The sequence below is a fragment of the Pseudoalteromonas amylolytica genome, from assembly GCF_001854605.1.
In the GTDB taxonomy this organism is placed as follows: domain Bacteria; phylum Pseudomonadota; class Gammaproteobacteria; order Enterobacterales; family Alteromonadaceae; genus Pseudoalteromonas; species Pseudoalteromonas amylolytica.
The window spans coordinates 294,931-320,882 of the sequence record NZ_MKJU01000027.1 but is presented as its reverse complement, the minus strand read 5'-3'; the positions used below and the strand labels follow the sequence as shown (position 1 = coordinate 320,882).

19 protein-coding genes and 1 pseudogene are annotated in these 25,952 nt (G+C 42.3%); 13 read left to right on the top strand and 7 right to left on the bottom strand.

Features of this window, described 5'->3' with window-relative positions:
- Positions 1–146: 146 nt before the first annotated feature.
- From BET10_RS13430 to BET10_RS13420, 3 genes are all read right to left on the bottom strand, one after another.
- Positions 147–1,013, bottom strand: coding sequence for a lipase chaperone family protein (locus tag BET10_RS13430; protein WP_070986093.1), 867 nt, complete (start codon positions 1,011–1,013; stop codon positions 147–149).
- Positions 1,010–1,927, bottom strand: a complete 918-nt coding sequence (locus BET10_RS13425) for an esterase/lipase family protein (RefSeq protein WP_070986092.1) — start codon at positions 1,925–1,927, stop codon at positions 1,010–1,012. Before BET10_RS13425 ends, BET10_RS13430 begins: the two co-directional genes overlap by 4 nt.
- Before the next feature lie 330 nt (positions 1,928–2,257).
- Positions 2,258–4,741: an amidohydrolase family protein gene (locus BET10_RS13420; protein ID WP_070986091.1), complete on the bottom strand. Its 2,484-nt coding sequence runs from the start codon at positions 4,739–4,741 to the stop codon at positions 2,258–2,260.
- Positions 4,742–5,202: 461 nt separating this feature from the next.
- On the opposite strand from BET10_RS13420, the gene BET10_RS13415 reads away from it, so the two are divergent.
- From BET10_RS13415 to BET10_RS13400, 4 genes are all read left to right on the top strand, one after another.
- A complete protein-coding gene (locus BET10_RS13415; protein ID WP_070986090.1) occupies positions 5,203–6,858 on the top strand; it encodes a trypsin-like serine protease in 1,656 nt (551 codons plus the stop codon).
- An 85-nt stretch (positions 6,859–6,943) separates the two neighbouring features.
- The gene (locus BET10_RS13410) at positions 6,944–8,149 is read left to right on the top strand and encodes a hypothetical protein (protein ID WP_070986089.1); all 1,206 of its coding nucleotides are present in this window, start codon (positions 6,944–6,946) and stop codon (positions 8,147–8,149) included.
- 161 nt (positions 8,150–8,310) lie between these two features.
- Complete coding sequence (locus BET10_RS13405) at positions 8,311–9,093, top strand: putative porin (protein WP_070986088.1); 783 nt, start codon at positions 8,311–8,313, stop codon at positions 9,091–9,093.
- Between the two features lie 280 nt (positions 9,094–9,373).
- Complete coding sequence (locus BET10_RS13400; RefSeq protein ID WP_070986087.1) at positions 9,374–11,974, top strand: ExeM/NucH family extracellular endonuclease; 2,601 nt, start codon at positions 9,374–9,376, stop codon at positions 11,972–11,974.
- A 44-nt stretch (positions 11,975–12,018) separates the two neighbouring features.
- On the opposite strand, the gene BET10_RS13395 is transcribed toward BET10_RS13400, so the two are convergent.
- Positions 12,019–12,804: a PhzF family phenazine biosynthesis protein gene (locus tag BET10_RS13395; RefSeq protein ID WP_070986086.1), complete on the bottom strand. Its 786-nt coding sequence runs from the start codon at positions 12,802–12,804 to the stop codon at positions 12,019–12,021.
- Between the two features lie 401 nt (positions 12,805–13,205).
- Between BET10_RS13395 and BET10_RS13390 the strand changes: the two genes are divergently transcribed.
- The 7 genes from BET10_RS13390 to BET10_RS13360 all read left to right on the top strand — a co-directional run bounded on the left by BET10_RS13390 (position 13,206) and on the right by BET10_RS13360 (position 21,602).
- Complete coding sequence (locus tag BET10_RS13390; RefSeq protein ID WP_070986085.1) at positions 13,206–13,991, top strand: hypothetical protein; 786 nt, start codon at positions 13,206–13,208, stop codon at positions 13,989–13,991.
- 655 nt (positions 13,992–14,646) lie between these two features.
- Positions 14,647–16,089, top strand: coding sequence for a lipopolysaccharide biosynthesis protein (locus tag BET10_RS13385; protein ID WP_070986084.1), 1,443 nt, complete (start codon positions 14,647–14,649; stop codon positions 16,087–16,089).
- Between the two features lie 13 nt (positions 16,090–16,102).
- Positions 16,103–17,167, top strand: coding sequence for a polysaccharide pyruvyl transferase family protein (locus tag BET10_RS13380; protein WP_070986083.1), 1,065 nt, complete (start codon positions 16,103–16,105; stop codon positions 17,165–17,167).
- A gap of 1 nt (position 17,168) precedes the next feature.
- Complete coding sequence (locus BET10_RS13375) at positions 17,169–18,227, top strand: glycosyltransferase family 4 protein (RefSeq protein ID WP_070986082.1); 1,059 nt, start codon at positions 17,169–17,171, stop codon at positions 18,225–18,227.
- Positions 18,224–19,330 carry a glycosyltransferase gene (locus BET10_RS13370; protein ID WP_070986081.1) on the top strand — a complete coding sequence of 369 codons (1,107 nt, stop codon included), beginning with the start codon at positions 18,224–18,226 and terminating at the stop codon, positions 19,328–19,330. The genes BET10_RS13375 and BET10_RS13370 overlap by 4 nt, the downstream gene beginning before the upstream one ends.
- A gap of 88 nt (positions 19,331–19,418) precedes the next feature.
- Positions 19,419–20,585 carry a nucleotide sugar dehydrogenase gene (locus BET10_RS13365; protein WP_070986080.1) on the top strand — a complete coding sequence of 389 codons (1,167 nt, stop codon included), beginning with the start codon at positions 19,419–19,421 and terminating at the stop codon, positions 20,583–20,585.
- Between the two features lie 12 nt (positions 20,586–20,597).
- Positions 20,598–21,602, top strand: coding sequence for an NAD-dependent epimerase (locus BET10_RS13360; RefSeq protein ID WP_070986079.1), 1,005 nt, complete (start codon positions 20,598–20,600; stop codon positions 21,600–21,602).
- Positions 21,603–21,808: 206 nt separating this feature from the next.
- Here the strand turns inward: BET10_RS13360 and BET10_RS13355 are convergent, their stop codons facing one another.
- The 3 genes from BET10_RS13355 to BET10_RS13345 form a co-directional block, all read right to left on the bottom strand.
- A complete protein-coding gene (locus BET10_RS13355) occupies positions 21,809–22,246 on the bottom strand; it encodes a hypothetical protein (protein ID WP_070986078.1) in 438 nt (145 codons plus the stop codon).
- Positions 22,247–22,881: 635 nt separating this feature from the next.
- Positions 22,882–23,370: a 2-thiouracil desulfurase family protein gene (locus tag BET10_RS13350; RefSeq protein ID WP_070986077.1), complete on the bottom strand. Its 489-nt coding sequence runs from the start codon at positions 23,368–23,370 to the stop codon at positions 22,882–22,884.
- Positions 23,371–23,500: 130 nt separating this feature from the next.
- On the bottom strand, positions 23,501–23,800 hold the full coding sequence (locus tag BET10_RS13345) for a DUF3088 family protein (RefSeq protein ID WP_070986076.1): 300 nt from the start codon (positions 23,798–23,800) through the stop codon (positions 23,501–23,503).
- Between the two features lie 280 nt (positions 23,801–24,080).
- On the opposite strand from BET10_RS13345, the gene BET10_RS13340 reads away from it, so the two are divergent.
- Both BET10_RS13340 and BET10_RS13335 read left to right on the top strand, forming a co-directional pair.
- Positions 24,081–24,650 carry a flagellar basal body FlgE domain-containing protein gene (locus BET10_RS13340; RefSeq protein WP_070986075.1) on the top strand — a complete coding sequence of 190 codons (570 nt, stop codon included), beginning with the start codon at positions 24,081–24,083 and terminating at the stop codon, positions 24,648–24,650.
- Between the two features lie 110 nt (positions 24,651–24,760).
- Positions 24,761–25,677: pseudogene (locus BET10_RS13335) on the top strand (IS3 family transposase); the annotation flags it as partial.
- Positions 25,678–25,952: the final 275 nt, after the last annotated feature.

The following is a 25,952-nucleotide window of genomic DNA, read 5'->3' as shown; positions in this document are numbered from 1 at the left end:
TCGGTGAGAAAATTAAAGTATCGTTATTGCAGGTAAAAATCAAAGCCTCGTGGTAGCTATTATTTCTCCACAGAGCGTTTGCTCAAGTAGGCGAGACTTTACTTTGGCTGGCTACGTTAGGTGATTTGAGCAATCAGGTTGTGCCATTAATCAACAAAGAGGCTGGCCTGTGTATTGGGTAGACGTTTCTGTTCATTATCACTAAACATAGACTGTTTAAGTTGCTCTATTGCTTGCGTTTTTTCATCATGGGATAACTCAAACGCGAGTATGTGCGCGCGCTCGCGTTCGAACTTAGCTAGCTTTTGTTGCCAACTTGCTCGCTCTTTTTGCAACGCAATAATGCGCTCAGCAGCTTCATCGCCAAAGCGCGCACTGAGCTGGTTGTAATCTTGCATCTGCCAGCTATCTGCAAGCTCGTGCAGCTGCGTGCTGTTGTTTATCAAGCGCTGTTCGCGCTCGGGGAGTTGACTGACATGCTGTGCTATAAGCTGCTGCTTTTGCGCCTCACTCAATTGCTTGTCAGCAAGTATCTTCCAACGTTCAATGGCTTGCGCGTTCCAAGCGTTCTCTTGTGCAAACCAAAGCGCTATCACCTGCGCTGAAAAAAAGCGTTGTTGTATTGATTGTAAAAGCTCATGACGTTCAAAAATATTCAAATTTTCATCTACCTCCGTCAATGCTTGCTTGTAAGCCATGTAGGTTTCAACATATTCATGTAAACAGTTATCCAACTGCTTTAGGTGTGCACGCCACAGGTGATGTTGATTACTGTTTTGTAGCGCCAGCAACCAATCATCGAGTGTGTTTTTATCAGCTTTAGAAACTGGGTCACACCTTTGGTGGACCCGCTTTTCAACTGCTATTGAGTTGTGATGTGGGGTCTTGTCGGTTTGCGTGAGTGTAGACTCATGCAAAATAATCGTATGCTCAGACAACAGCGTTTGGCTACCCGCAAAATAAAAATAGCCTACGACTATGCAAATAACAGCGCCAAGACCCCACTTACTCATAGTTCTAACCCCTTAAGACGACGAATATGTTGGCGGTAAAGCGTCAATGGATCTGTTTCAAATAAGTGGTGAATACCGATTGTTTGGTTTACCTGATCAAGGTGGTTCATTTTATAATCGTTACCAATGACTTGGCCTAAGTTGCTTGAACAAGCTGAGACCAGGCCATCGTTAGGTTCATCAAATACTTGTGAAAACAGTGCTAACGCGTTATCGGCGGGGTCTAATAGATTGGTCCACGCTTTGCTGCCACTCCAAGAAAAATAATACACACCATTGCTGGCTAATGCCGAAGTTTGGCCACAATAGCTACTCGGCACTCCTTCTGGGTATTTCTGATTGAATGCCAATGTGCCTTCGGTTGTCAAAGCTGACAAAGCCTCTAGCGCATCTCTTGGTGCAGTGGCTTTGCCAGATAGCAAGTCAATCAAACCCGCTAAACCATTCGCAAGCGAAGCCAAAAACTGCTCGGAGAAAGAGCCTGAGTCAACACTGCCTCTTACCACGTCAGCAAATCGGCTGCCCCAGTTCACCCCACCTATACTGGTCGCTGATGCAACCCACTGTGGCTTGACCGACGCAACATAGCGAATGGTTTGTGCACCTTGGCTATGACCAATCAAATTCACTTTGTCTTTGCCGGTAATCGCTCTGATCAGTGCCACTTGTTCGAGTAATTGCTCGCCACGTAGCTCAGAGTTATGAGCTGAAGACACCTCAGCCACAAACACATTGCCCCCTTCATCTTCAATCACAGAAGGCACGCGATAGAAATAGTCAACGCCCAGCAGGTTATCAAAGCCAAACAGGCCATGCACCAACACCACAGGATATTCAAGCTGCTCACTGCTGTGCGCTGCCTGTGTAAATAAAGTAAATAGGCCAATCACGGCCGCCCAAACATGTTGTTTCATATACTTGCTCCAATTATTACATTTTGATAACAAATTAAAATTAGAGCACAATGGTCAGAGGTCAAGCCAGAATGTTAAAATAATTTACTTTTTGTAAAAGTAAACTCAACAAAAAACATCTATACACACCAAATAGCAAAGCCAAATCACATGCAGGAATATATACAACCCACTGATATATAATAATAAGAATTTAAAATAGATGTACTGAAAACAGGGTTATAAAAAACAACTAAAGAGGCAATTCTAAGAAGTGAATTAATGTAAATACTGATAAGTACTGTATTATCGTGAAGCGCATAGGTGTCGACCTATGCGCGATTTTCTAGATTAGTTATATGGCTTGAGTGCTAAATTGCATTTGGAATCAAGGTACTCCTCTTTACCTTTACTTAGCTCATTCAAGTCAAGCCAAGGAACAAGCTTTGCACCAACAAAGGCACAGTCAACGTTTATGGTATGTATATCAACTGGCCGCTTCCCTGCTTGATGAGTATTAAAATCAAGTGGGTTCTTGTCTAACACTATAAAATCAGCCAGTTTATTTACTTCAATTGAGCCCAATTTGTCTGCGATGTTATGCTGCATCGCAGGCACAATGGTCAGTGCTCTGATTGCTTCCATGATCTCAACAGACTGCTGTGCATTAAGTGGTGTGCCATTTCCCTCAAGATTTGGGTAATACCAAGTATTACGAGTAACGGCTTGTTCAATAAACCATATTGGGAATAAAGCACTAATGCTTAAATCACTGTGAATCGAAAACGGAATATCATTATCTAGCTCTGTGCGCATTGGGTCAATCATCTTCCCCCTTTGCTCGCCCAGCTCATTTTCCATTGAACGGCCCCAGTAGGCAATGTGGCCGATTAAGTGGCTGGGCGTAAGATTAGGCAGGGTATGACGTGCTGCTAGATATTCCTCAACGACAATGGGTACTCCCGCGTTAGTTGTTCCCCCCTCGCTATTGACCGTTGAATGAATTATTGTGTGTGCCAAACACGCGTAATCTTTTTTATTTTCACTCATTTCACACTCTGATTGAGAACGCTCTCTGGGTGCTCTGTTCATATTACGCAAAGCACCGATTGAATCTTTAATCCCCGCATCACCATTCGCATGAATATTAAAATACCAGCCTGCGTCTGCAAAACCTTGTAAATTATCCCTTATTTGTGACTCATTAAAATCAACATGCCCGGCGTGGAACTGTTCGCACAATCCATCAGTGTCATAATCATGACTCAAGTTAGCGCTACACCCTTGCGTTGAACCATCTGACCACAACTTGACGCCTTCTGCCGATAACATTCCTTTGTACATTGGGCTGTCGAATGGAATTTTATAGCGCGTGCTGCGAGTGTTGTTATTTTCTTGCTGGTCGTGCAAATCTTGCCAATCATAAAGCGCACGAATGCGAGTCGCCGCTTTGCCCGATTTCGCAATACATTTGTAATTGTCGACCATACTGGTCGTAGAGCCACCTTCTACAAAGGTCGTTACACCCTGTTGCGAAGAAGTATTCAGAATGTTCGTCATCACTTTCATAACTGGGTCTTGAGCATCCCCCTGACATAAAAGCTTGTCCGAAGATTTTTTATCGCCAGCGTGTTTGAGCATACCCGCTACGTCAATATGACCAGAGGCAAGGCTTTTTTCGATTGCAACAACGAATGGTCCATATGAACTTTGCTCTTTGAGCAAGCCTGAGTATTGCCACTTGCCTTGTTTTTTCACAATTGCCCAGTCTCCATCTGGAAAATACATCTCCTTAACAATACTTTGATAAGAAGCCATCTCACTTTCACTGCTTGCCTCACAGCTTAAAGTAACACTACCGTCAGAGTTGATCACTTTGGGGTCTATCTTGTCACCAAGCTTAAGCGCCGCAATCTGAGATTTTGAAATGCGCTTGTTACACAGCCCTGTTTGCTTAAAAGCAGCCATATTGGCATATCCCAAATGACCCGATTGATCCAACATCAACACAGGGTTTGTGGCGAGTACATTACTAGATTGTTGGCGCGCTTTCGCCGCAAATGCATTTGGGTCTTGTATATAGTGCATTGGGAAATTTAAAAACTGTTTGTTGGCATTGAGCGCTTTACCAAACTCAAGTTTATTACGAGCATCAATATCTTTATCGTTATTTGGGTTAGGGATAAATGGGTAGTTGTCGTTTTTTGAGAGCAGCATCCGCGAAGGGTCAAGTCCGTTACCCACTAACCATTGATCAGCACTGTTCACCTTCGTCGTACTCAGTGCATTGATTGCTTCTTCAACATAGAGATAACAGTTCGCTCTAACATCCGCTTGTTCCGTGGGTATGTCCTTGCCTTGATAATACAACCAACCATAATCTTGGTTAAGTTGTTGTTGATATTTGTCTGGTAGGCATGGCATCAGGTTAGGCACAAACGATGTTTGTGCGGTGAGCTGTAAGTGCGCATGTGGTTCCACAAAGCCCGGCATCAGGGTTCTACCTGCCAAATCTAGATAGCGCACGGGAGAGTTTAGGCCAGGATATCTGCCTTTTAGATGTTTGTTAATTGACTCAAGATCACCAATGGCTGCAATGGTATCATCAACTATCAGTACACCTGTATCACCTTGTTCATGGTCAAACACTCGGTTGTCTTTATCGGCAGTGATAATGTCCCCCCCATAAACTACTAAGATACGTGGCAATGTTGCTATGTCATCCTGCTGATTCACATCTACAACGCTATCTTGGTGTACATCACCTCCAACCAATGAACAGCCAGCAAAAAGTAACGGCGCACAAATCGATGTCGCCCAAACTAACCTTTTCATTATATTTCCTTTCCTATATCAACGTTTTGAAGAACTAAAACCACTGTGTAAGGTGCTTACAAAGAGCAAGCAAACACTTATGGTTAATAACCTTAAACATTAGCGTTGAAAGAAAAAATGTCGATTACGTCACATTACGCTCACTTTAACAACACAGCTACTAGGCACGCGTATGTTATATTTGCTCATGAGATACCCAGCGCATTAACTACACCCACTTTCCACAATTAAACAAAAAGTTCATTCAAATATAATAAAAAGCCAACATATTTACATTCATTTACATAGTTTTTGTAAATAATTCAATACGCATAAGTTACTAATTTAGGTGAATTTATTGCTTCAATTGCCGACAAAAAAACTGGTCATACCATGGTTAACTTTTAATCTTGCTATTGATCCAAAATGTATCTCAGATTATTCCTAGATTACTCATTCACGAGTAACAACAAGGATACAACATGAACAATCTAAAAATGACAACGATAACCTTAGCAGTTTTAGGAACGCTTTCTTCACCAGTATTGATGGCCAACTCACCAGTACATACAGACGTCGATATAAGCATTGTTGGTGGTTCAGAAACCCAGCCACAATCAAGACCTTACCAAGTTGCACTGTTAATGAATGGCCGTCAGGGCTGTGGCGGTACATTGATTAGTCAAGACTGGGTATTAACAGCTGCACACTGTCTCGATAACGCAACCACAAGTGGTTTAACGGTGCGTGTTGGCGCACACTCTATCAGTCGTAATGATGGTCAAACATTACGTGTATCTCAGATTATTAGTCATGAACAATGGCGTGGTGCGAACAGTATTCGTTCAGGTTATGATATTGCGGTATTACGTTTAGCATCGCCAGCTAGCAGCCAGTACACTCCTGCAAAACTTGCAACACGCGAAATTGAACAACAATACGCTTCAGTTGGTGATGATGTGACCGTATCAGGCTGGGGGTTAACGTCGAACCAAGGCCGCCCAAGTGACGTACTTCGTGAAGTAGATTTACCGGTTATCAGCAACTCTACTTGTAGCAGCCAGCTAAACTATAGCATTCCTAGCTCTGTGATATGTGGTGGCGGTCAAGGTGGTGTTTCAGCATGTAACGGCGACAGTGGTGGCCCATACGCAGTGCGCGTTGGCAATGAATTCTACAGCATTGGTACTGTAAGCTGGGGTATTGCGTGTCAGGGCGCAACAGCATTTACCAGAACAACCAGCTATTTAGACTGGATCAAAGCAAAAACAGGTATTGGAAACACAGACCCAGATGATGGCGCACCTGTCGCTGACTTTGACTTCTCTGTTGACCAACTATCTGTCAGCTTTACCGACCGCTCACGTGACGATAACGGCATTCGTAGCCATAGCTGGAAATTCGGTGACAACCGTGGTGGTACTTCAACACAAGCTAACCCAACTTATCAGTTCAGTGAAGCGGGTACTTATAACGTGCAACTGACAGTAACAGATACCAAAGGTCAGACGAACACCACTTCTAAACAAGTACGTGTAACCGATGGGGGCGATCCTGGTAGCTGTAATGGTGTTGAAGCTTGGAGCGCATCTAAAGCGTATGCACTAAACGATAAAGTAAGCTTTAACGGATATGAATACACAGCAATCTGGTGGTCACAAGGTGCTCAACCTGATATGTACCCAAGCGTATGGCAAAAAGGTCAAGCGTGTGGTGACGCATCAGCACCTGTCGCTGACTTCAGTGCGTCTGTGTCAGGCTTGAACGTAAACTTTAGCAATAATAGTAGCGGTAACATTGTTGCTGTACAGTGGAACTTTGGGGATGGAAACAGTAGTTCAACGTTTGCTCCTAGCCACACTTACGCACAAGCTGGCAGCTATCAAGTAACCTTGTCAGTAACAGACAACAACAACCAAACAACCTCTGTGACAAAATCTGTGTCAGTAACGGATGGTGGTACTGGTGACTGTAATGGCATTGATGCTTGGTCTGCACAAACCGTATATCAATCAGGTTCACTGGCACACGTAAATGGTAGTGTGTACCGTGCAAACTGGTGGGTACAGGGTGAACACCCAGAGTCTTCAGGTCCTTGGGGTCCTTGGGTACGTGTTGGCTCTTGCAGCGGCATGTAATTGATTTTTAATTTCTCGACCGGACTTTAAAAAAACCTAAGTCCCATGTAATCTAACTTTTATATTAAAATAACGACTTGATATCATGGGACTTAATCAGCAAACCGCCAGTGAACTTACCAGATTAGGTGAGCGAATTAAAAAAACCCTTAATGCGGCTTTTGCCGAACTCCCGTTACAAGCGCACACTATCAACGGTTTAACGCAATTTTTGGACTACCACAGGTCAAATAGTCAGCGTGTTTTCAATGCCAAAAAAGCAGCAACGGGCGAGCTAGTCCTATTGCAATTACCCGGTATTAAAGCCTTAGAAGAATTCACCAGCAAACTACAAGCACACATTAGCGCTTCGAACCACCAGCAACTTCAGCAAGTATGTCACTTGTTTGCTAAAAGCATAAAAATGTATGCCAGTAGTCACGCAGATCTGAAACGCCAGCTACAAAGCCTGCATGAACCTGACGTTGATGAAATTCCTCATCAACAAGATAAACGCGCGCAACTATATTACGCAGCAAAGTCATTACTGGGATTTAGCATTGAGCACATATTTTGCAGCTATATTTTAACGCGTCAAAGTCCCTCAGCTGACTTTTTACAAGAGATAGCACTTATCAGCAAAACGGGTATTAAACGTCAACGCGGCGCACCACCCTTTGTACAGTTTTACACGCATCCACACCCAACTGATTTCACGCAACCCCAGTTATTAACCCTGGCGAGTCGTATCCACTCGAATAAATTTACCATAGGGATCGCCAGTGAGTTCTCAACGGCTGGGTTAGATCAGGCATACAGTAGTTACTCACCAAGTAACTCAGGGATCGTGTTTGACGAATTACCCGATGCACCCCGCTTTGATGCCACTTTCATTTTTAACAACCCAGATGAATTGGTTAATCCTCTGACACATAAAAGCCAATGTAGCTCTACCAGTATCTCAATTAAAAATCCTACCAAGCGTCTAACCCTGTTAGTTTTGGTCGACAAAGCAATAGATAGAAGCAGCAATGTGAATGTTGGTTGTTATCATGGCAATCAAAAGGTTGAGGAAGGAAAGTTAAACGCCAGTGATATGTGGACAGAACGCCTACCCGACTTTCCAGAGCTTCGCGTGATCAACCTGCAAAATCCACATAACCTATTGAACCAAGATATGAAAATGCAGGCAAAGGTAGAGTACTTACTTAATTATGCGAATCTCAATGCTGAGCATTTTGTCTGCTATCTTATGGATGTTGATTTCCCGATTTGGTCTGCAACCTATCGCATCTATTTTGAACACAATTAAGCTTCAATTCAACTTACTGATTCAACTGCTTATTTCTACCAAAAACTGTAATATCTTTAAGCTTGTATTAAGCCTTAAAGGTTTATAAGGTACGCACAAAATCAGGGTAAGCCTTATTAGCCCACGTTATTATTTGCCTAACTATGTAAGGAACACTCAGTATGCGTTACCTGTTACCTCTTTGTACTTTGTTACTGCCGCTTAGTACGTTTGCAGCAACACAAAACACCTCTGATAAGCAATGGTTTAACACCGCTGAATTCAGTCACGCCGAGCAAAATAGTCTTGATGCGATGGTTCTGTCGAGTAGCTATTATTTTGCACCACAACAAAATACCGGCGTATGGGATGACTTTGGATATTTAGACACTGATTCAAAAGTCAGTGCCAGTTATACCGATACGGACTTTGATAACTATTTTGGACTTTCGGGTGAGGCCTTTTACAACAACTGGTTTGTCAATGCGCAAGTTCAAGACTTAGGAGAAGAAGGCAATCATGCCATAGGGTTTGGCTACCTTTATAATGACGCGCTCAAGCTATCAATTACCAAACATGTACGTGAGAACGACTCAGATCCGTTTTGGCTAAAAGCTCAGTATAACCATCAAATCAACGAGTCTGACTATTTGGGCGTAACGTTGGATATGCAAGATGATTTAGACTACTGGACAGTTTCAACCCGCTACTTTAAAAAGCTGCATGGCGGAGCATTCTTTGCTTTGGATGCCAGTCATTCTGATGGCGACGAAAGCGATTCAGTAACCGCATTTATGGCGAGCTATTACTTCAACACCAATTTTGCGGTCGGTGCGGGGCTAAATGACTCTGACTTGCAGTTGGATGCAAAGTACTTTTTCTCTGACACGTATTTCTTACGCGCTTATTATTCTAATAGTGATCAGGGTGACTTAGTTTCAGTGGCGTTCAATGCTTATTTCTAAAGTAATGAGCTATCAAGGTGCGATGTTATAAGCATCGCACATGCACTCCTTATTTCGGGCCAAATGTTAACCAAAGTATCCCTTTAGTTGCCAAATCATCACTAAACCTCAGTATCCCCCTACCCTGTAACCCTTTAAAAGAAACAGAAAAATTCACATTTAATCATCCTAAATATGCTGGATATGAAAATATTTAAACACAAATGCAATAAAAATAGAGTAGAATATCCAAATCTAGTGAACACACTAGATTAGTGCTAAACACGGGAACTATAATAAAATGTTAAAGAAAACAATTCTAGCAACCCTGATCTCAGCGGCTTGCATCCCAGCTCATGCAGAGCTAATCATTTCTGAATATGTCGAAGGTAGCAGCTACAACAAGGCAGTAGAAGTTTACAATACTAGTGAACAAGCCATTGATTTAGCTGACTATGCACTTTCTTTTTACTTCAATGGCAACACCGATGCTGGTCGCACTATTGCTTTAGAAGGGAGCTTAGCAGGTAAATCTACCTATGTTGTTGCGCACTCTAGTGCCACTGAGGCGCTTAGCGCTAAGGCTCAGTTGCTCTCTGGTGGCAGCTGGTTTAATGGTGACGACGCGGTTGTGCTTGTAAAAGCAGGCAACATCATCGACAGCTTAGGCCAAATTGGCGTAGACCCTGGCTCAAGCTGGTCTGATGGCGATGCGAGCACACAGGACAAAAGCCTTGTTCGCAAACCACAGTTCATGACCGGTGACACGGATGCCAGCGACGCATTCTTACCGTCAACACAGTGGCTTGCCAATGCAAAAGATGACTTTTCAAACATTGGTGTACACTCAGATGAATTACCACCAGAGCCTGAAGATCTGATCTGCGACCAAAACAATGTGTTGATCAGCCAAATACAAGGTACTGCTGATGCAAGCCCGCTAACTGGCGAAATTGTAGAAGTGCAAGGTGTGGTCACCTCTTCATTACAAGGTGATGACCAGTTAAAAGGTTTCTTCTTACAAGAAGAGTTAAATGACCAAGATAATGACGTATTAACCTCTGAAGGTATTTTCGTTTATTACACCGGTAGCGCTGTAAACAACGGAGATATCGTAAAAGTACTTGGTAAAGTAGAAGAGAAATACGGCCAAACTCAACTAAGCTCAGTCACAACATTGAAGGTATGTGGCTCATCTGCGTCTGTACCTGCTACGCTAATCACCTTACCGTTAGAAGCGGGTCTTGAGTCTGTAGAAGGCATGATAGTTGAAGTGAGCAACGAGCTAGTTGTAAACGATACATACGGCCTGAAGCGTTATGGTGAAGTTCGCTTAGGTACAGAGCGTTTGTACCAGTCAACGCAAATTGCATTACCAGGTGATGCAGCAAACGCGGTTGAAGCGCAAAACAAACAAAAAGAGATTTTGCTAGACGATGGCTCATCTGCACAAAACCCTGAGGTGATCCCTTATCCAACTCCTGAGCTTGACGCTTACAATACATTGCGTTTGGGTGACAAGGTAACCAATGTACAAGGTGTATTAGGCTATGGTTACGGTCAATATCGTATTCAACCTACAGTTCAACCCAACTTTATCTCTGCAAACCCGCGTACAGAAGTGCCTGAAGTAACAACGCGTGGCGATTTACGTATCGCAAGCTTTAACGTGCTTAACTACTTCAACGGTGATGGTCAGGGCGCTGGATTCCCAACCCCACGTGGTGCAGATAACGCACAAGAGTTTGAACGCCAAAAAGCCAAAACAGTGACAGCTATGCTAAAACTAGATGCTGATTTATTCGGTATTCTAGAGATGGAAAACGATGGCTTTGGCGAGCTAAGTGCTCTGGCTGACTTAACGGCTGCATTGAACGCACAAGACAGCGAAAACACCTATGCATACGTAGACCTAGGCACTGAAAAAGTAGGTGGCGATGCCATCATGTCTGCCATTATTTACCGTAGCAACAAAGTAAAAGAAATCGGCACCGCTGCATTTACTGAAGCCGTACCATTTGACTATGGTAACCGCCCACCAGTAATGCAAACCTTTACTGATTTGCAAAGTAATGAAACGTTTAACCTTGTTGTTGCTCACCTGCGCTCAAAAGGTAGCTGTTCAAAGGCAACAGGCCTAGACGAGGACCAGAATGACGGTCAAGGTTGTTGGAACCAAACTCGTGTTGATGCGGTTAAAGTGCTTGCGGGCTGGTTGGATACAAAACCGACAGGCCAAGACGACCCAGATACAATCATTCTTGGCGACATGAACGCATATGGTCAAGAAGATCCTATCCGCGCTTACGTTGAGCAAGGCTATCAAGATATTAAAAAGCAGCTACACCAAAGCACCACTGATTACTCATACGTATATCAAGGTCGTATCGGTAGCTTAGACCATGCCTTTGCCAGCGAATCTATGATGGAAAAAGTAGTAGACATCGCTGATTGGCATATCAATGCTGATGAGCCTGTTGCACTTGACTACAATACGGAATACAAATCAGAGAAGCATCAAGCAAGCTTATACGCTGAGCACGCTTACCGCGCATCTGATCACGATCCGATTGTGATTGAGCTTAAGACTCAATCTAAGCAAGATATCATTGAAGGCGAGTTTAGTGCTCTTGCTGGCTGGTTCTGGTGGCAACGTTTTTCAATCGAACTACCTGAAGGGTATAAAAACCTTGAGGTAAGCATCAGTGGTGAAGGCGAAGCCGACTTGTATGTTCGTCGTGCTAAGAAAACACACTTCTTCAAATATGACTGCCGTCCATATCTATGGGGTAGCAACGAGACGTGTACCTTAGACAACCCACAAGCTGGTGTATGGCACTTTGGTTTACGCGGCATTCTTCCTTATGCAAACGTAACGCTGAAGTACAAAGCGAGTAAATAACGCGTGATAACATCAACCGCCAGCCCAAACGCTGGCGGTTTTATTTACCAACAAATGATTTCACCTTTCATAAAATCTACCGCACTACCGATTAGGGTCACCCGCTCCCCTTTTACTTCACATAAAATAGTGCCACCGCGCGATGATGCTTGTGTCGCCGATAGCTTATTTTTACCCAACTTTTGCGCCCAAAACGGTGCTAACTCACAATGGGCTGAACCCGTCACTGGGTCTTCATCCACACTCAAATTGGGGAAGAAGCAGCGACTTACAAAATCAACCTGATCGCCCGGTGCAGTTACCACAACCCCGCGTAAATCCAAGTTGCGCCAAGTATTGTAATCTGGCTCTAGTGCTCTGACTTGTGCCTCATTTTCGAGTAACACAATATAGTCAAATGCAGTAAAAACTTGTTTTGGTTCAACATTCTTAAGGCCACCAACCAATGATAGAGGTGCGGTGATCTCTTCAAGCACAGCAGCAGGAAAGTTCATGCTGTATCCTTGTGCAGTTTTACACACTTCCAAAACACCGCTTCGCGTATGAAATGATATCGACTCATGCTCGTAACCTAGATGCTCATACAACACGTGGGCACTTGCCATGGTTGCGTGTCCGCACAAGTCAACTTCATCTTTGGGTGTAAACCAGCGCAGTTCGTAACCCGACTCTGCGTGTACAAAAAATGCCGTTTCTGACAAATTATTCTCTTGCGCTATTTTCTGTAACAACGCATCGTCTAACCAGTCATCTAACGGGATCACCGCAGCAGGGTTGCCCTGAAACCGCTCATTGGTGAAGGCATCAACTTGATAAATAGGTAATTTCATAACGCTTCCAAACATTGGCCTGTAAACTCTACTTTAGCGGCTAATCATCAACAGTATCAACAAAATTAAACAATATATTGAGCAACATACCGCTGCCATCAGCTCATTCTCAATCAACTGAAACCGCTCAGTCACCAATCAATTTAACAAGAACTTCAATGGTTATCCCCCGTCACACAATAGTGCTTCATAGCGCATTATCCGAGTGTATTTCACATTGTGATATAAATAGAACACTAAAAATATGAATATCATAATACATTGATTTATATCATTAAAAATTCACATTTCAACATTGTCAGCGCTGTCATTTATCCCTATGATCATCTCGCTTAAGCAAGGGAGAGCTCAGTTTTGAACTCACTAGTCAACTTTTATGAAACACAAAAGGATTAAATTGTATGAAAAAGTTAAATGTATTCACCGCCGTAGTCGCTTTAACAGCATCGACAGGCACGCTCGCATTACCTGAACAAGCATTTGATACCGATGGCTTTGAACGTGTCACCGAATATGGCTATGGGCCAATTGCATCGGCTATCATCACCAGCGAATTTGCCCACCAGTTGAATGTTTATTTGCACCCTCGTAATGAAGGCGACACGTGCCAATATGGTAATGTTTACGCCCAGTCAACTGAAGAGCATATTGCACACGCCTATATCTCTGATGTACAAGCAAGTGTTGCTATTCAACAGGCCAATGCAGAGATCCCAGAGCAGTATTTACAGGAAAACAAACGGCTACGAGTCTCTTGTACAAACACCCAGGGCGAAGACTATGATGTCATTGTAAACATCCCAGGTGCCCCCGTGGTAGATTGGCAAATAAGTGTTGAACCAAAAGGCGGGTTTATTCATCGTCCCAACACCTATGGCTATCACAGCGCCTATGAAGTAACCAGCAAAATAAGCGTGAACAATCAAAGTAACGGTAGCCGCTGCACGACTTTGTCTAACCGTGGCGTAGAGCTTGGATTGTTCCACAACGAAGGCCGAGTTGGCCCCTTTCATTCAGATGTGTTCATGACCAATATCACCATCGATAACTACTATGCTGGCCAGCCTGTTCTATACCAAATCATTGAATGTGAAAACGCTGCGGGCAAAACCATGGCGGTGAAAGTCTTTACACTGACCAACCCTGATAGCATCTATTTGGTTGACGAAGATTTGATTGTTAAATGATGCATTAACATAATGTAGCAAGTGAAAGTAACACCTAATCACATATAAAAGGGCCGCTCACTAAGGCCCTTTTAATCTGCTAACAAATTGAATATTCAAGTTATAAATTCAGAACTTAAGTGACGAATTTTTCATGTAAGTTTGATAGACGGTTTTGTAGTTGTAGTGCCACAAAAAATTTGGCCATCTCTAGAAGTAATAGAATCGCTTTAACTTGCTTGATTAGATACAAATATGACTTCACTAAAACTTCGTACCCAACAAACCAAATGTAGAGATCGAAATATTAGTATTCGAACAGTTTTGTTTGCCTACAAACTGGTGTAACACAAGTTAGTATTGTACAATTCCAAGCTTTTGATGTTTATGTCCAACCCAAATATAGGTTGAGGTCATTATCAACGAACATTAGTTGTACAGTAGGGTGAATAATAGACCTTGTTACTTTATTTTAGTGGCCGTCAAAGGCGGGAGTTTTGGAGCATAGTTACTCCTCTTTCATACGGCGATAATGTTATCCAATATTCACTTTCACGATATCGGTACTGTATATTTTCCCCTTATGGTTCTTGACAAGAACTCAAATTGCAAACCATAGAAAGGCAAACATGGACGGCGTTTCAACGGCGTTTAAAATTATTAGTGAAACCATTTGATGTTAGAGAAAAAAACGCTTTTTAGTGTGATTTATAGTTTTGTTGAGCAGCTGGCAAGACGAGGTATTACTGTACTTGTCACTTTAGTTTTGGCTTACTTTCTTACACCTGATGAATATGGCCTCGTAGCTATGATGGCACTATTCCTTACCTTGGGCCAAACCTTAATGGAGTCGGGTTTTCGTTCAGCTCTAATACGAAAAGAAACTCTTACTCAAGTAGATACAAATACTGCTTTCTTTGTCAGCCTAGCGGTTGCAATACTTTCCGTCACCCTACTGTTTTTTTGTGCCCCCGTAATTGCCAATTTTTATCAAAAACAGGAGCTAACGCTAATGATTAGAGTTAGTTCGCTGTCATTAATTTTTAATTCTCTGCATGTTGTACAAATGGCCATGCTGTCAAGAGAAATGCAATTTAAACTGATTTTGCGCGCCAACTTTCCTGCTGTATTTATATCAGGTGTCAGTGCCGTTTTACTCGCTTATATGGGGTTCGGTGTGTGGGCGCTAATAGCACAGATTCTAATCACCGCTATTTTAACTGCTACATTCCTTTGGTGGCAGAGTAAATGGCGTCCAAGCCTATCATTTTCCATGGTATCACTACGAGAGATCTATAGTTATGGGTATAAAATTTTACTCTCTAGCATACTAGATACATTCTATAAGAACTTCACTGTTATGGTGATTGCAAAAGTCCTGACAGCAGGGGTTGCAGGGCTTTATTTCTTTGCCGATAGAGTTAGAGAGCTATTAGTCTCACAGCTAATAAATTCTATTCAAACGGTGACTTTTCCGGCTCTGTCTTCCATCCAAAACGATATTACCCGATTGAAAAACGGCTACCAACGAGTCATGTCGATAATGACTTTTTTAGTTTTCCCTGTGTTGATTACTTTGTGTGCATTGGCAAATCTAATTTTTGAAGCATTATTACCTCCAAAATGGTTGCCAGCAGTACCATACCTGCAAATAATGTGCTTAACCAGTATCGCTATCCCACTTGCTTCAATCAATATCAATATCATGAAAGTAAAAGGTCGCAGTGACTGGTTCTTATATGTAGAGCTGTGCAAAGTACTATTGGGTCTGACGGCACTATTTTTCACCTATGAAAAAGGAGTCATAGCGATACTCCTTGGGCAACTTGCCAGTCAGTATATCGTTTATTTTCCAAGTGTTATGTTTGCAAATCGCCTTGTTGATTACCCACTTAGAGAGCAATTCTCTGACTTTGCGCCCAGCTTATTTATCGCTATGTTTACCGGCATAGTTGTATGGTGTTTACAACAATATGTGACTTTCAGCGCATGGTTTGAACTGCTCTTATTCGGTACAGTCTCGATAGTAATGTATATAGCACTTGCTATTTTATTTAGGCTAACGGCTGCAAAACAAACGCTGCAAATGTTTAAAAACGCAAAAGTTAAAAATTCATAATAGGGGTTATAGATTGAAAACGTTTCTGCTCGTTAATGAGAATGGCTCAGACAACATTGGCGATCATGCCATTAACGAAGGTTTAAAGGCGCTGTTAAGTGAGTTAGGCTGTAGCTATTCCAGCGAGCCCTACTCTACAACACATGTCGATCTTTCAGTTGAAAGTCGCAACAATAATCATCAGGAGTCCACTTCCTTGATTAGCCGTTTGCGTAAATCGTTGTTACAGTTCAAACCCCTTTATCTACTAATGTGGTTACTCAAACACAAAGGGAGAATTAAACAGTGCTGTGAAGTTAAGTACGACGGTATTGTTATAGGTGGTGGACAGTTAATACTGTCTGGTGCGGCATTCCCGCCAGCACTATATGCATGGTCTTATTACGCTAAAAAAAGCGGTACTCCACTTTATCTACTCGGTGTAGGTTGTGGAGAGCATTTCCACAAAAGTGAATCTTGGTTAGTTCGCCGCGCATTAAAGCTAAGCAATCGAATTTGTGTCCGAGAAAACGAATCAATCACTAAGCTAAGCACATACTTTGACGCCAAAGCTGAATTTTGCCCTGATCTAGCATTCGGCTTACAACCGCTTAAAAGTTCAGCTAAACGTTCAGGGCTTATGGTTGGAATGACCGATTATGCAGTATTTCAGCGTTATCACCATGAGGTAAAAGCGCCAACAATTAACAACTACCAAGAGTATTTAACCGCTTGGTATGACAAAGTGATGTCAGTGCATATGTCTGGCGAACCGATTGTGTTGGCGTCTACGACACTGACCGATGCCCAGTGCAACAGAGACCTATATCAGCTGTTGTTAAATAGCCCCGCCAGCAATGACGTACGGCTAATAGATGGTGTTTTACCGCTAGACAAGTACCGTCAGGAATTGTCACAAGTCCGCAGTGTCTTTTCAGGCAGAATGCACTCTTTAATTTTAGGAAAAATAGAAGGTGCAACTATAGAGCCTTGGATAATTTCCAAAAAAATAGAAAACTTTTTAGGACTCTATGCACAAAAAGACCCAGCTGTTTTAAAGCAACAGCTGCAAGTTATAGCAAGTGAAATTGGGGCCTAAGGTGAGTAAGGCGAAAACAGTCTATCTTTTAAGTCATGAACAACCCCCTATGCTTGGTGGAGCAGGTGTTGTTGCGCTCACTATGTTTGACGGATTGCTTGCGATGGGAGTAAGAGTCAAAAAAAATATAGCGGCTATCGACTTAGAAGCCCGATTAGCACGATTTGCTGGTTTGTTTTTTGTACTGCGTGCAATGTTCGCAGACGTAATCATTTTAAACGACCTGTACTATAAAAAACTTTGGTTAAGACTCTTTCGCGGCCACTTTTGTCGACGCTGTATAGTATACTTGCATGGTTCTGAGCCAGAGTTTTTGATCCACGATACAAGATACCGTAAAGCATTTTTGACTATGTGTATGAATGCAAAAAGGGTCGTAGCTGTTTCAGACTATATGAAAGAGAAATTACTCGATAGCATCACTGACCAGACATACAAAGCACAAATAGAGAAAAATATTACTGTGATCCGTAATGGTATAGACACTAGCTGTTTTCAGTTGCAACCAAAGCAAAACATTTATCAGGGTCTTACCATCATCACTGCAAGTCGAATTGTAAAAGAGAAGGGCTACATTGAAGTCGCCCAGCAAATAGCTCAGTTACGCGACATGTTAGCTATACCAATTAGCTGGAATATCGTAGGCGATGGCCCTTTTACTAACGAGCTAAAAGCGTATGTTAAATCGTTAGACATGTCACATAATGTCCACTTTCTGGGAAGTTTAAACCATACTGAGTTAGCAAAAGCGTTGAACCAAGCAGATGTTTTTGTACTGCTATCTAACTTACGCGAATCGCTAGGTTTAGTCTTCATGGAAGCAAGCAGTTGTGGCTGCTGGTCTATCGGTTACAACCGCTTCGGCGCCAAAGAAGCCATAATACCGGGAGAAACAGGTAGCTTTGTAGACTCACCAGAGGCACTACCTCAAGCAATAGTAGACTTCTACAGCAATCCAATGAAAACGAGAAGCCAGATCAGCACTTGTGCACAAGCTCACTTTTCTTCAGTTAATGCTGTAACTCAGCTACATAAAACGATTTTAGGAATAGAAGAATGAACGTAATTTTTTACCTTGATGATTTATATGGCGGCGGCGTGCAAAGACGTACAATGCGCCTACTTCAAGGCATTAAAGATAACGATGACAACAATAGCCTTAATGTACAACTCATCGTCAATCAGCCTGGCGGTGAAAACAAGGCTATGGTACCGAAACAAGTTACCTACCACACGCTGGGGGGGATGACAGGTCGAAAATTGGATCTAGCTCTAGGTGATAAGCTATCATCACTGGCACCGGATATCGTTGTATGCTGTATGGGTCAGCAGTTTATGCAAGCCCTAAAACATCGCTCTCGCTTACCTCAGCACTGCAGATGGTATGTAATTCAGGCTGTACCAGTCAAGCTTATAGCTTATAGCTGGCTCAAAAACAAAATCAGAGAGCTGGCTATGAAGAGATACTACCCCAAAGCAGACAAAGTACTATGTGTCTCAGATGATGTGCGTGTAACCGTTGCACGCCTCAGCCCTGTGTTACAAGAAAAAGCTCAAACTATCTATAATCCGGTAGTTTCAGAAAACCTACTAACACTCGCCCAAGAGCCTGTAGAACATCCATTCTTCAATGCCGGCAATATTGTTTTAGTCGCCGCAGGCCGTTTAAACGTGCAAAAAGACTACGGTACGATGTTACAAGCTTTCGCGCTATTAACTCAACAGCACCCGAATAAACCTTTCAAACTCATTATTCTTGGTAATGGAGAGCTAGAAGCTCAGCTACAAAGACAGATAGAAACTCTTGGCATTAAAGACAAAGTAGATTTGGCAGGGTTTACTGATAATCCTTATAAATATATACGCCAAGCAGATGTATTTGTCATGTCATCTTTGTGGGAAGGGCTGCCGAATGCCATGATAGAATCGCTAGCAATTGGTAAACCTGTCGTCTCTTGTGATTGCGTCGCCGGACCCAGAGAAATTCTAAAAGACGGGCAATTAGGCACTTTAGTGCCTATGAAAGATCCGCAAGCCTTTGCTGATGGAATTATCACTGAGTTAGAACAGCGCAGAGATACCGAAAAGCTTCAAGCAAGAGGCTGGGAGTTCAGTGTGAATAATGCTGCATCAAAATACATCGAATTATTTAAAAGTAAATAGTTACAGGCTATATGGAACTTTAGCCTCAGGTAGTTGCTATAAAAGTTATCAAACTACCGTCTCATATTAATAGGTGGAGCTATAAATTATGAAAATAACCGTCGTGGGAGCAGGGTACGTAGGTATCTCCAATGCGGTACTACTAGCACAACACAATGATGTCATTGCTTTTGACGTCGATGAGCGCAAAGTGGCAATGTTAAATCAAGGTACGTCACCAATTGAAGATGAGTGTGTCACAGAGTTTTTACGTGAAAAAACGCTGTCACTAACCGCTACATCTGACAAACAACTCGCATATGAAGATGCTGATTTCATCATCATTGCCACGCCAACTGATTATGATCCCCAAACCAACTACTTTAATACCGAGACAGTAGAAAGTGTGATTAGTGAAGTTCTGGCGATTAATCCAACCGCAACGATGATAATTAAGTCGACTGTACCAGTTGGATACACCGATAGAGTTTCAGAACAATTTAACACAGAGAATCTTATTTTCTCGCCAGAGTTTTTGCGCGAAGGGAAAGCACTATACGACAACTTACACCCCTCACGAATTATTGTCGGTGAGCGTAGTGAGCGTGCTCAAAAGTTTGCCGAACTCCTATCGCAAGGAGCATTAAAGCGTGATATTCCTACCCTATTTACAGGAGCCACGGAAGCCGAAGCAATAAAGCTATTTTCCAATACTTATTTGGCGATGCGTGTTGCCTACTTCAACGAACTCGACTCGTATGCTGAGGCCCATGGACTAAATACAAAGCAAATCATTGAAGGGGTAGGCCTAGATCCTCGTATTGGCTCTCACTACAATAATCCTTCATTTGGTTACGGGGGCTATTGTTTGCCAAAAGACACTAAGCAATTACTGGCTAATTACAAAGATGTTCCCAATAACCTTATTCGCGCTATTGTAGATGCCAACACGACCAGAAAAGACTTTATTGCTGATGCTATCCTAAAGCGTAACCCCAAAACCGTGGGGATTTACCGCTTGATTATGAAAGCTGGTTCTGACAACTTCCGAGCCTCTTCTATTCAGGGCATTATGAAGCGCCTAAAAGCTAAAGGTGTCGAAGTCGTCGTATATGAACCAGTGCTTGAAGACGCTGAGTTCTTTGGCTCAAGAGTCTATCGAGATATCAACGAGTTTAAAGCCTATAGCGACGTGGTAGTTGCCAACCGTGTGGTCGATGAAATTAGAGACGTAGCTGACAAAATATACACTCGGGACCTTTTCGGTTCTGATTAACGGAGAATTTCAATGAACTATTTAGTGACAGGCGCAGCTGGGTTTATTGGTAGTGCTGTAGTAAAACGCTTAACCAATTTAGGACACAAGGTTATTGGTGTTGATAACTTAAATGACTACTATGATGTTTCGCTCAAAGAAGCACGCCTTAAGCGAATTGAACATACTAATTTCCAATTCATTAAGCTTGATATAAGCAACCGTGAACAAACACAAGCGCTTTTTGAGCAACACCTATTTGACCGTGTTATTCATCTTGCTGCGCAGGCTGGTGTGCGTTATTCAATTGCAAACCCACATGCTTACGCGGACTCTAACTTAGTTGGACATTTAAATATTCTGGAAGGCTGTAGAGCAACAGAAGTTAAGCATCTGATTTATGCATCATCTAGCTCTGTTTACGGCTTAAACCAGAAGGTACCATTCTCAACTGAAGACTCTGTTGACCACCCAGTTTCTTTATACGCTGCAACGAAAAAGTCCAATGAGCTGATGGCCCATAGTTACTCTCACCTTTATCAAATTCCCACTACTGGGCTGCGATTTTTCACTGTTTACGGTGCTTGGGGCAGGCCTGATATGGCGCCTCATATCTTTACTAAAAAAATCCTTGCTGGTGAAACCATAGATATAAATAATCACGGAGACATGTGGCGAGATTTCACCCATGTGGATGACATCGTTGAAGGAATTGTTCGAGTAGCTGACGTTCCACCTCAGGCTGATATTAACTGGACTGTGGAACAAGGCTCACCCGCCTCAAGCTCCGCTCCATACGCAATCTACAATATCGGCCATGGACACCCAATTAATTTAATGGAGTTTGTTCAAGCTATAGAGTCTGAGCTGGGTATGGAAGCCAAAAAGAACTTCCGAGGTATGCAAGCCGGTGATGTTTACCGTACTTATGCAGACACGACAGACTTATTCGAAGCTACTGGCTATAAGCCCAAAGTAACCGTTGCTGAAGGTGTCGCAGAGCTAGTTAGCTGGTTTAAAAGTTATTATAAAACCTAAAAATAGAGATAATTCTACAAGGGAAGCTTTAACCTAGCTTCCCTATCTTATATTCCAATGACAGAAAGCGCTACTCTACAGCCCTCTTCCTTGTACTTTGTTGTTTACCTTCTGCCCTTGTCCTTGGTAATCTTATGTTTCTTGGTCGAAAGATCTGATCACCACAAGGGCTTTTAGTTCATTTTCTTATGCGCAGCTCAGGTTAATTAATTGCCAATACTTATTCTTACAACGCCCCATGGTGAAACCTCACCTGCTGGATTGATCACTCGAAATGGGATCATATCGAACCTATTGACGCCTTGTGTGTTGTCTGCCATATACAAAAGCTTACCTTTGAATTTGATCCAGCGACTATCTAGGGTGTTGTACGCAACCGACTGACCATAAGCCGTTTCAGTTTTGTCATAAAAACTTATTTGCTCGTACGACTTATTAGGGTCAAGTTGAATACGTAATTCGCTATTTGGGTAATCAGGGTCAAATACATAAGCATCTGCAAACACGTTATATTCTTCTTGAATATACATTTGAGCATCATATTCCAGCGTTGCCTGACTAAGCTGAGGTGCAGCACTTGTTAGAGATGTGACTAATACAGAGCTTGCGCAAATTGCCTTTAACCAATGTGAGTATAATTTCATTTCAATATTTCCTTATTTTCATATGTTAACCCCACGAAAACAACGCTATCAAAATCAAATGCTTGAAGCAAATTTAATAAATTTTTTATGAGTATTTTTTCGTTTCAAGCGAACGGATTAATCAGCCTAAAAGGATTATAGAGTTCATGAAAAAACATTTAGTTAACATGGAAATGGCGCAGTATTTATTAACTTACGTGAGCCGTGTGGGCTCCTAAAACTTAGCATGTGAGTGAACTAAGTTAGGTGTGCCAAAGCAGGTCTACTGCAAAGAGCTTAAAGCACTGCCCCCTGACACCCCATGACAGTACGCTATCATCGGTGTTCATGTCATTCCCTGTTCGAATAGCACTTTGCTTATCCCAATCTAGTCCCTAAAAAATGAAAACCTTTCCTTTAGTTTTTTGCAGCAAAAATATATTTCGAATAAGCGAAACGTATTTAAGCTGGACCCCACCTTAAAAGGTGTTTCCAGTGAGCGAGTTAAACAATTCAGCCGCTTTTAAGTCGGATGGCGCTTCGCTTATGCCCACATACCATGTTCATTTTTGATTAGTGCCAACAATGAGCGGTGATAATGTCACGTTTATAGGTATCACAAAGTCAAACTAAAGGGTCGTAAATATACAACCCCTTTAGCTGTGTTGTGCTAGCTCTGATTGGAGGCCCGCTATGGTATGTTGGCTGAATACTTTAATACCTTCGCGTTTTAGCTGTGAGGCCGTGACGCCCAAACCATCTATTTTTGTGCCACTAAATGTACCATCGTAGATTTTTGAGCTACCACACGAGGGGCTACCCTCAGCAAGAATTGCGTACTTAATTTGTTGCGCTTGGCATAATTGCAATGCATTTTGGGCGCCAGCAACAAATTGTTCGGTAACATCTACACCATCATTTCCCAACACTTTTGCAGTACCGAGCAGGACGTCCTCTCCTTTACCTGCAATTATTTCTGCGGGGGCTCTGGGAATAAGCAGACCTGACGAAACTTCTGGACAAAAAACAACAAGTTCAACATGTGATTGTAACCAATTCCAATCTGGCTCTGACATTGATAAACAGCTCGCGTTGTATCGAACTTTGTTTCCGACCAAACACGAGCTGATCAAAACCTTTTCCAAAAGTAGCTCCTTCAACTTAGCAAAATAGCTGACTTGCGATTAATGGGTTAAAAGTACGGGCTAAGATTGAGCAAAGCGAATAGTGCGTCTGCCTTAACCCCAGCTTGATGACTCGTTCGGCTTAGACTAACTAAGGGTGTACCCTAGCGCCGCCAAATTCCTTTGCTAAGTAATTGATTATTTCTATTGGATCGGTAATCGTTTTACTTTTTTCTAATATAAGAACGGGTAACCATTGATTATCTTCACCCAATAACTCAACAACTTCTAATCGGGGTTTAGAAAAATCAATGCGGCGAATATCTACTACATCTTCCCAGTGCCTATTAACTGATAACGCACCTTCTATTAGCGCACAATGCGAACAAATCCACATTTCCCCCGGTCCATCTTCAAATGGCATTTTTAGAACAAATAATTTTGGCTTCACCGACTATAACTCTGTATTGATTTGCGAACCTCTTGGTCTTGTACGGTAGTCTACCTTGTATCGTTTGTATCTACCAGCGTCCCTTTTGTTAAAGGGTAGCGCGACATCCACCAATTAAACTTCAATACCGTCAATCAAATACAAGTGCTGCTATTCATTCCTACGGATTTGTATAGCTTATTCCAAATTGTTATATTGCGTCCGCAAATTGATTTTTGGCTCAATCTTTCATGTATTGTGCCCGTGATTTCTTTGCGTAATTAAACTTAAGGATGAAGATATGAAAAAATTACTCTTACCATTATTTATGGTTGTCGCCACAGCCGCCTTCGAAAGCGCGTCATCAGCGCAAGCATCTGACGTTAAAATGTTAGAAAAAGGCACTTCCGTAAACCTCTCTTTTGGAACATCAAAGGTAAAGCTGGGATTAAATTTACCATCAGGTCGTTTTGAGCCGATATTAGATACGCAAAATTTTACGCCAGATGATGTCTTCAGCTATAACGCAAGCACTGCTGCTTATGTTTGTACGCGTGGTGGCACTCAGCAGTTATTGCAAATCTACCTGCTTCGAGTTGACAGTTTAAAGTGGGATGCATATTTTAGCTTAGATGGCGAGTTGGTGAATATTGAAGAGGGCGCATTGGGTGGCTCTGGTGTTAATAAAGCATCTATCGAGTTTGACGCAAATGGTGAGTTTGTAAGGCAAATTCCTTATATATTAAACACGGTTACAATCCACGCTCCAAGATTAAAGCAAAAAATTGAGTTCGACTTTTACAGTAGCGAAACAACCAGCTTTGATGCGTATTTTGAAGTAAAAAACTTTGCTGTTAACGGATGCAGATAACATCTAGCTCTCACATGAGAAATACATTGTGTGAGTAATACATGGACACCCACCTTAACGTGCAAATTGGAGTGGGTGTCCACATTGCAAATTGTTAAGTTCTCAAACTGGAGTGGGCACATTACACGCAAAATACACGGATTTTTCGCGGGCGAGTCAAAGAAAAATACGCGTTCATAAAAGCTAGGCTCAAGAATTATCCAACAAAATTGATGTGTGAAGTGTTGTCGATACAACGATGCGGCTTCTATGCATGGATGGAAAAACCGAAATCAAAACGGCAGATGGAAGACGAGCGCCTGACGGGGTTAATTAAACATTCTTGGCTAGAAAGTGGCTATGTCTACGGGTATAGAAAAGTAACCAGTGACCTTAAAGATTTAGGCGAGGCTTGCAGCAAGCATCGTGTAGCCAAGCTGATGAAACTAGAAGGTATGAAGGCACAAGTCGGTTATAGAAAACACAAAGGACATTACAGCGGCAAACCAGCAGTTGTTGCAGATAACGTGCTAGATAGGCAGTTTACTGTTACTACACCCAACAGGTACTGGGTAACAGACATTACCTACATTCGAACCCACGAAGGCTGGCTCTACCTTGCGGTCGTCTTAGACCTTTACTCTCGCGCCGTTGTTGGTTGGTCGATGAGTTCTCGCATGGAATCAGAACTCGTTACTCAAGCACTTCTAGCTGCCGTATGGCGACGAAAGCCAAAAAAGCAGGTGCTCATACACTCAGTCAATTTACGGGTTATGAGTGGAGTGACTTCTTAACAGAGCACAATTTAAAGGCTAGTATGAGCCGTCGAGGAAACTGTCACGATAATGCGGTTGCAGAGAGCTTCTTCCAGCTACTGAAACGAGAGCGGGTGAAGAGAAAAATATACGTAACACGTGAACAAGCAAGATCTGACATATTCGATTATATCGAAATGTTTTATAACTCTAGACGCAAGCATGGTGAGGCGAATAATATGCCTCCTCTGGCTTATGAAAAGTTAGAAGAATTCAAGCAAAGATCTGTCTAGTAAAGACTGGTCGATTCACCTCCCCTGTCAATGGGAGTAACAAAGTGGCTCTATTGCTACCGCTGTCACTTAAGCACTCATAAAATCCCTTGCTAAAAAACCTCTTTTTTATCAATACACAAGCGTATTTTCATTAGAAAAAATCGATTTGTAATCGGCTGTAACATACATTTATTTACATACCTGCTACATTTATTTAGGTCTACAAGGATTGATGTACTGACGTTGTCGCGTGAAGGACCATGCGTGCTATACATGCTCAGTTTAAATCCATT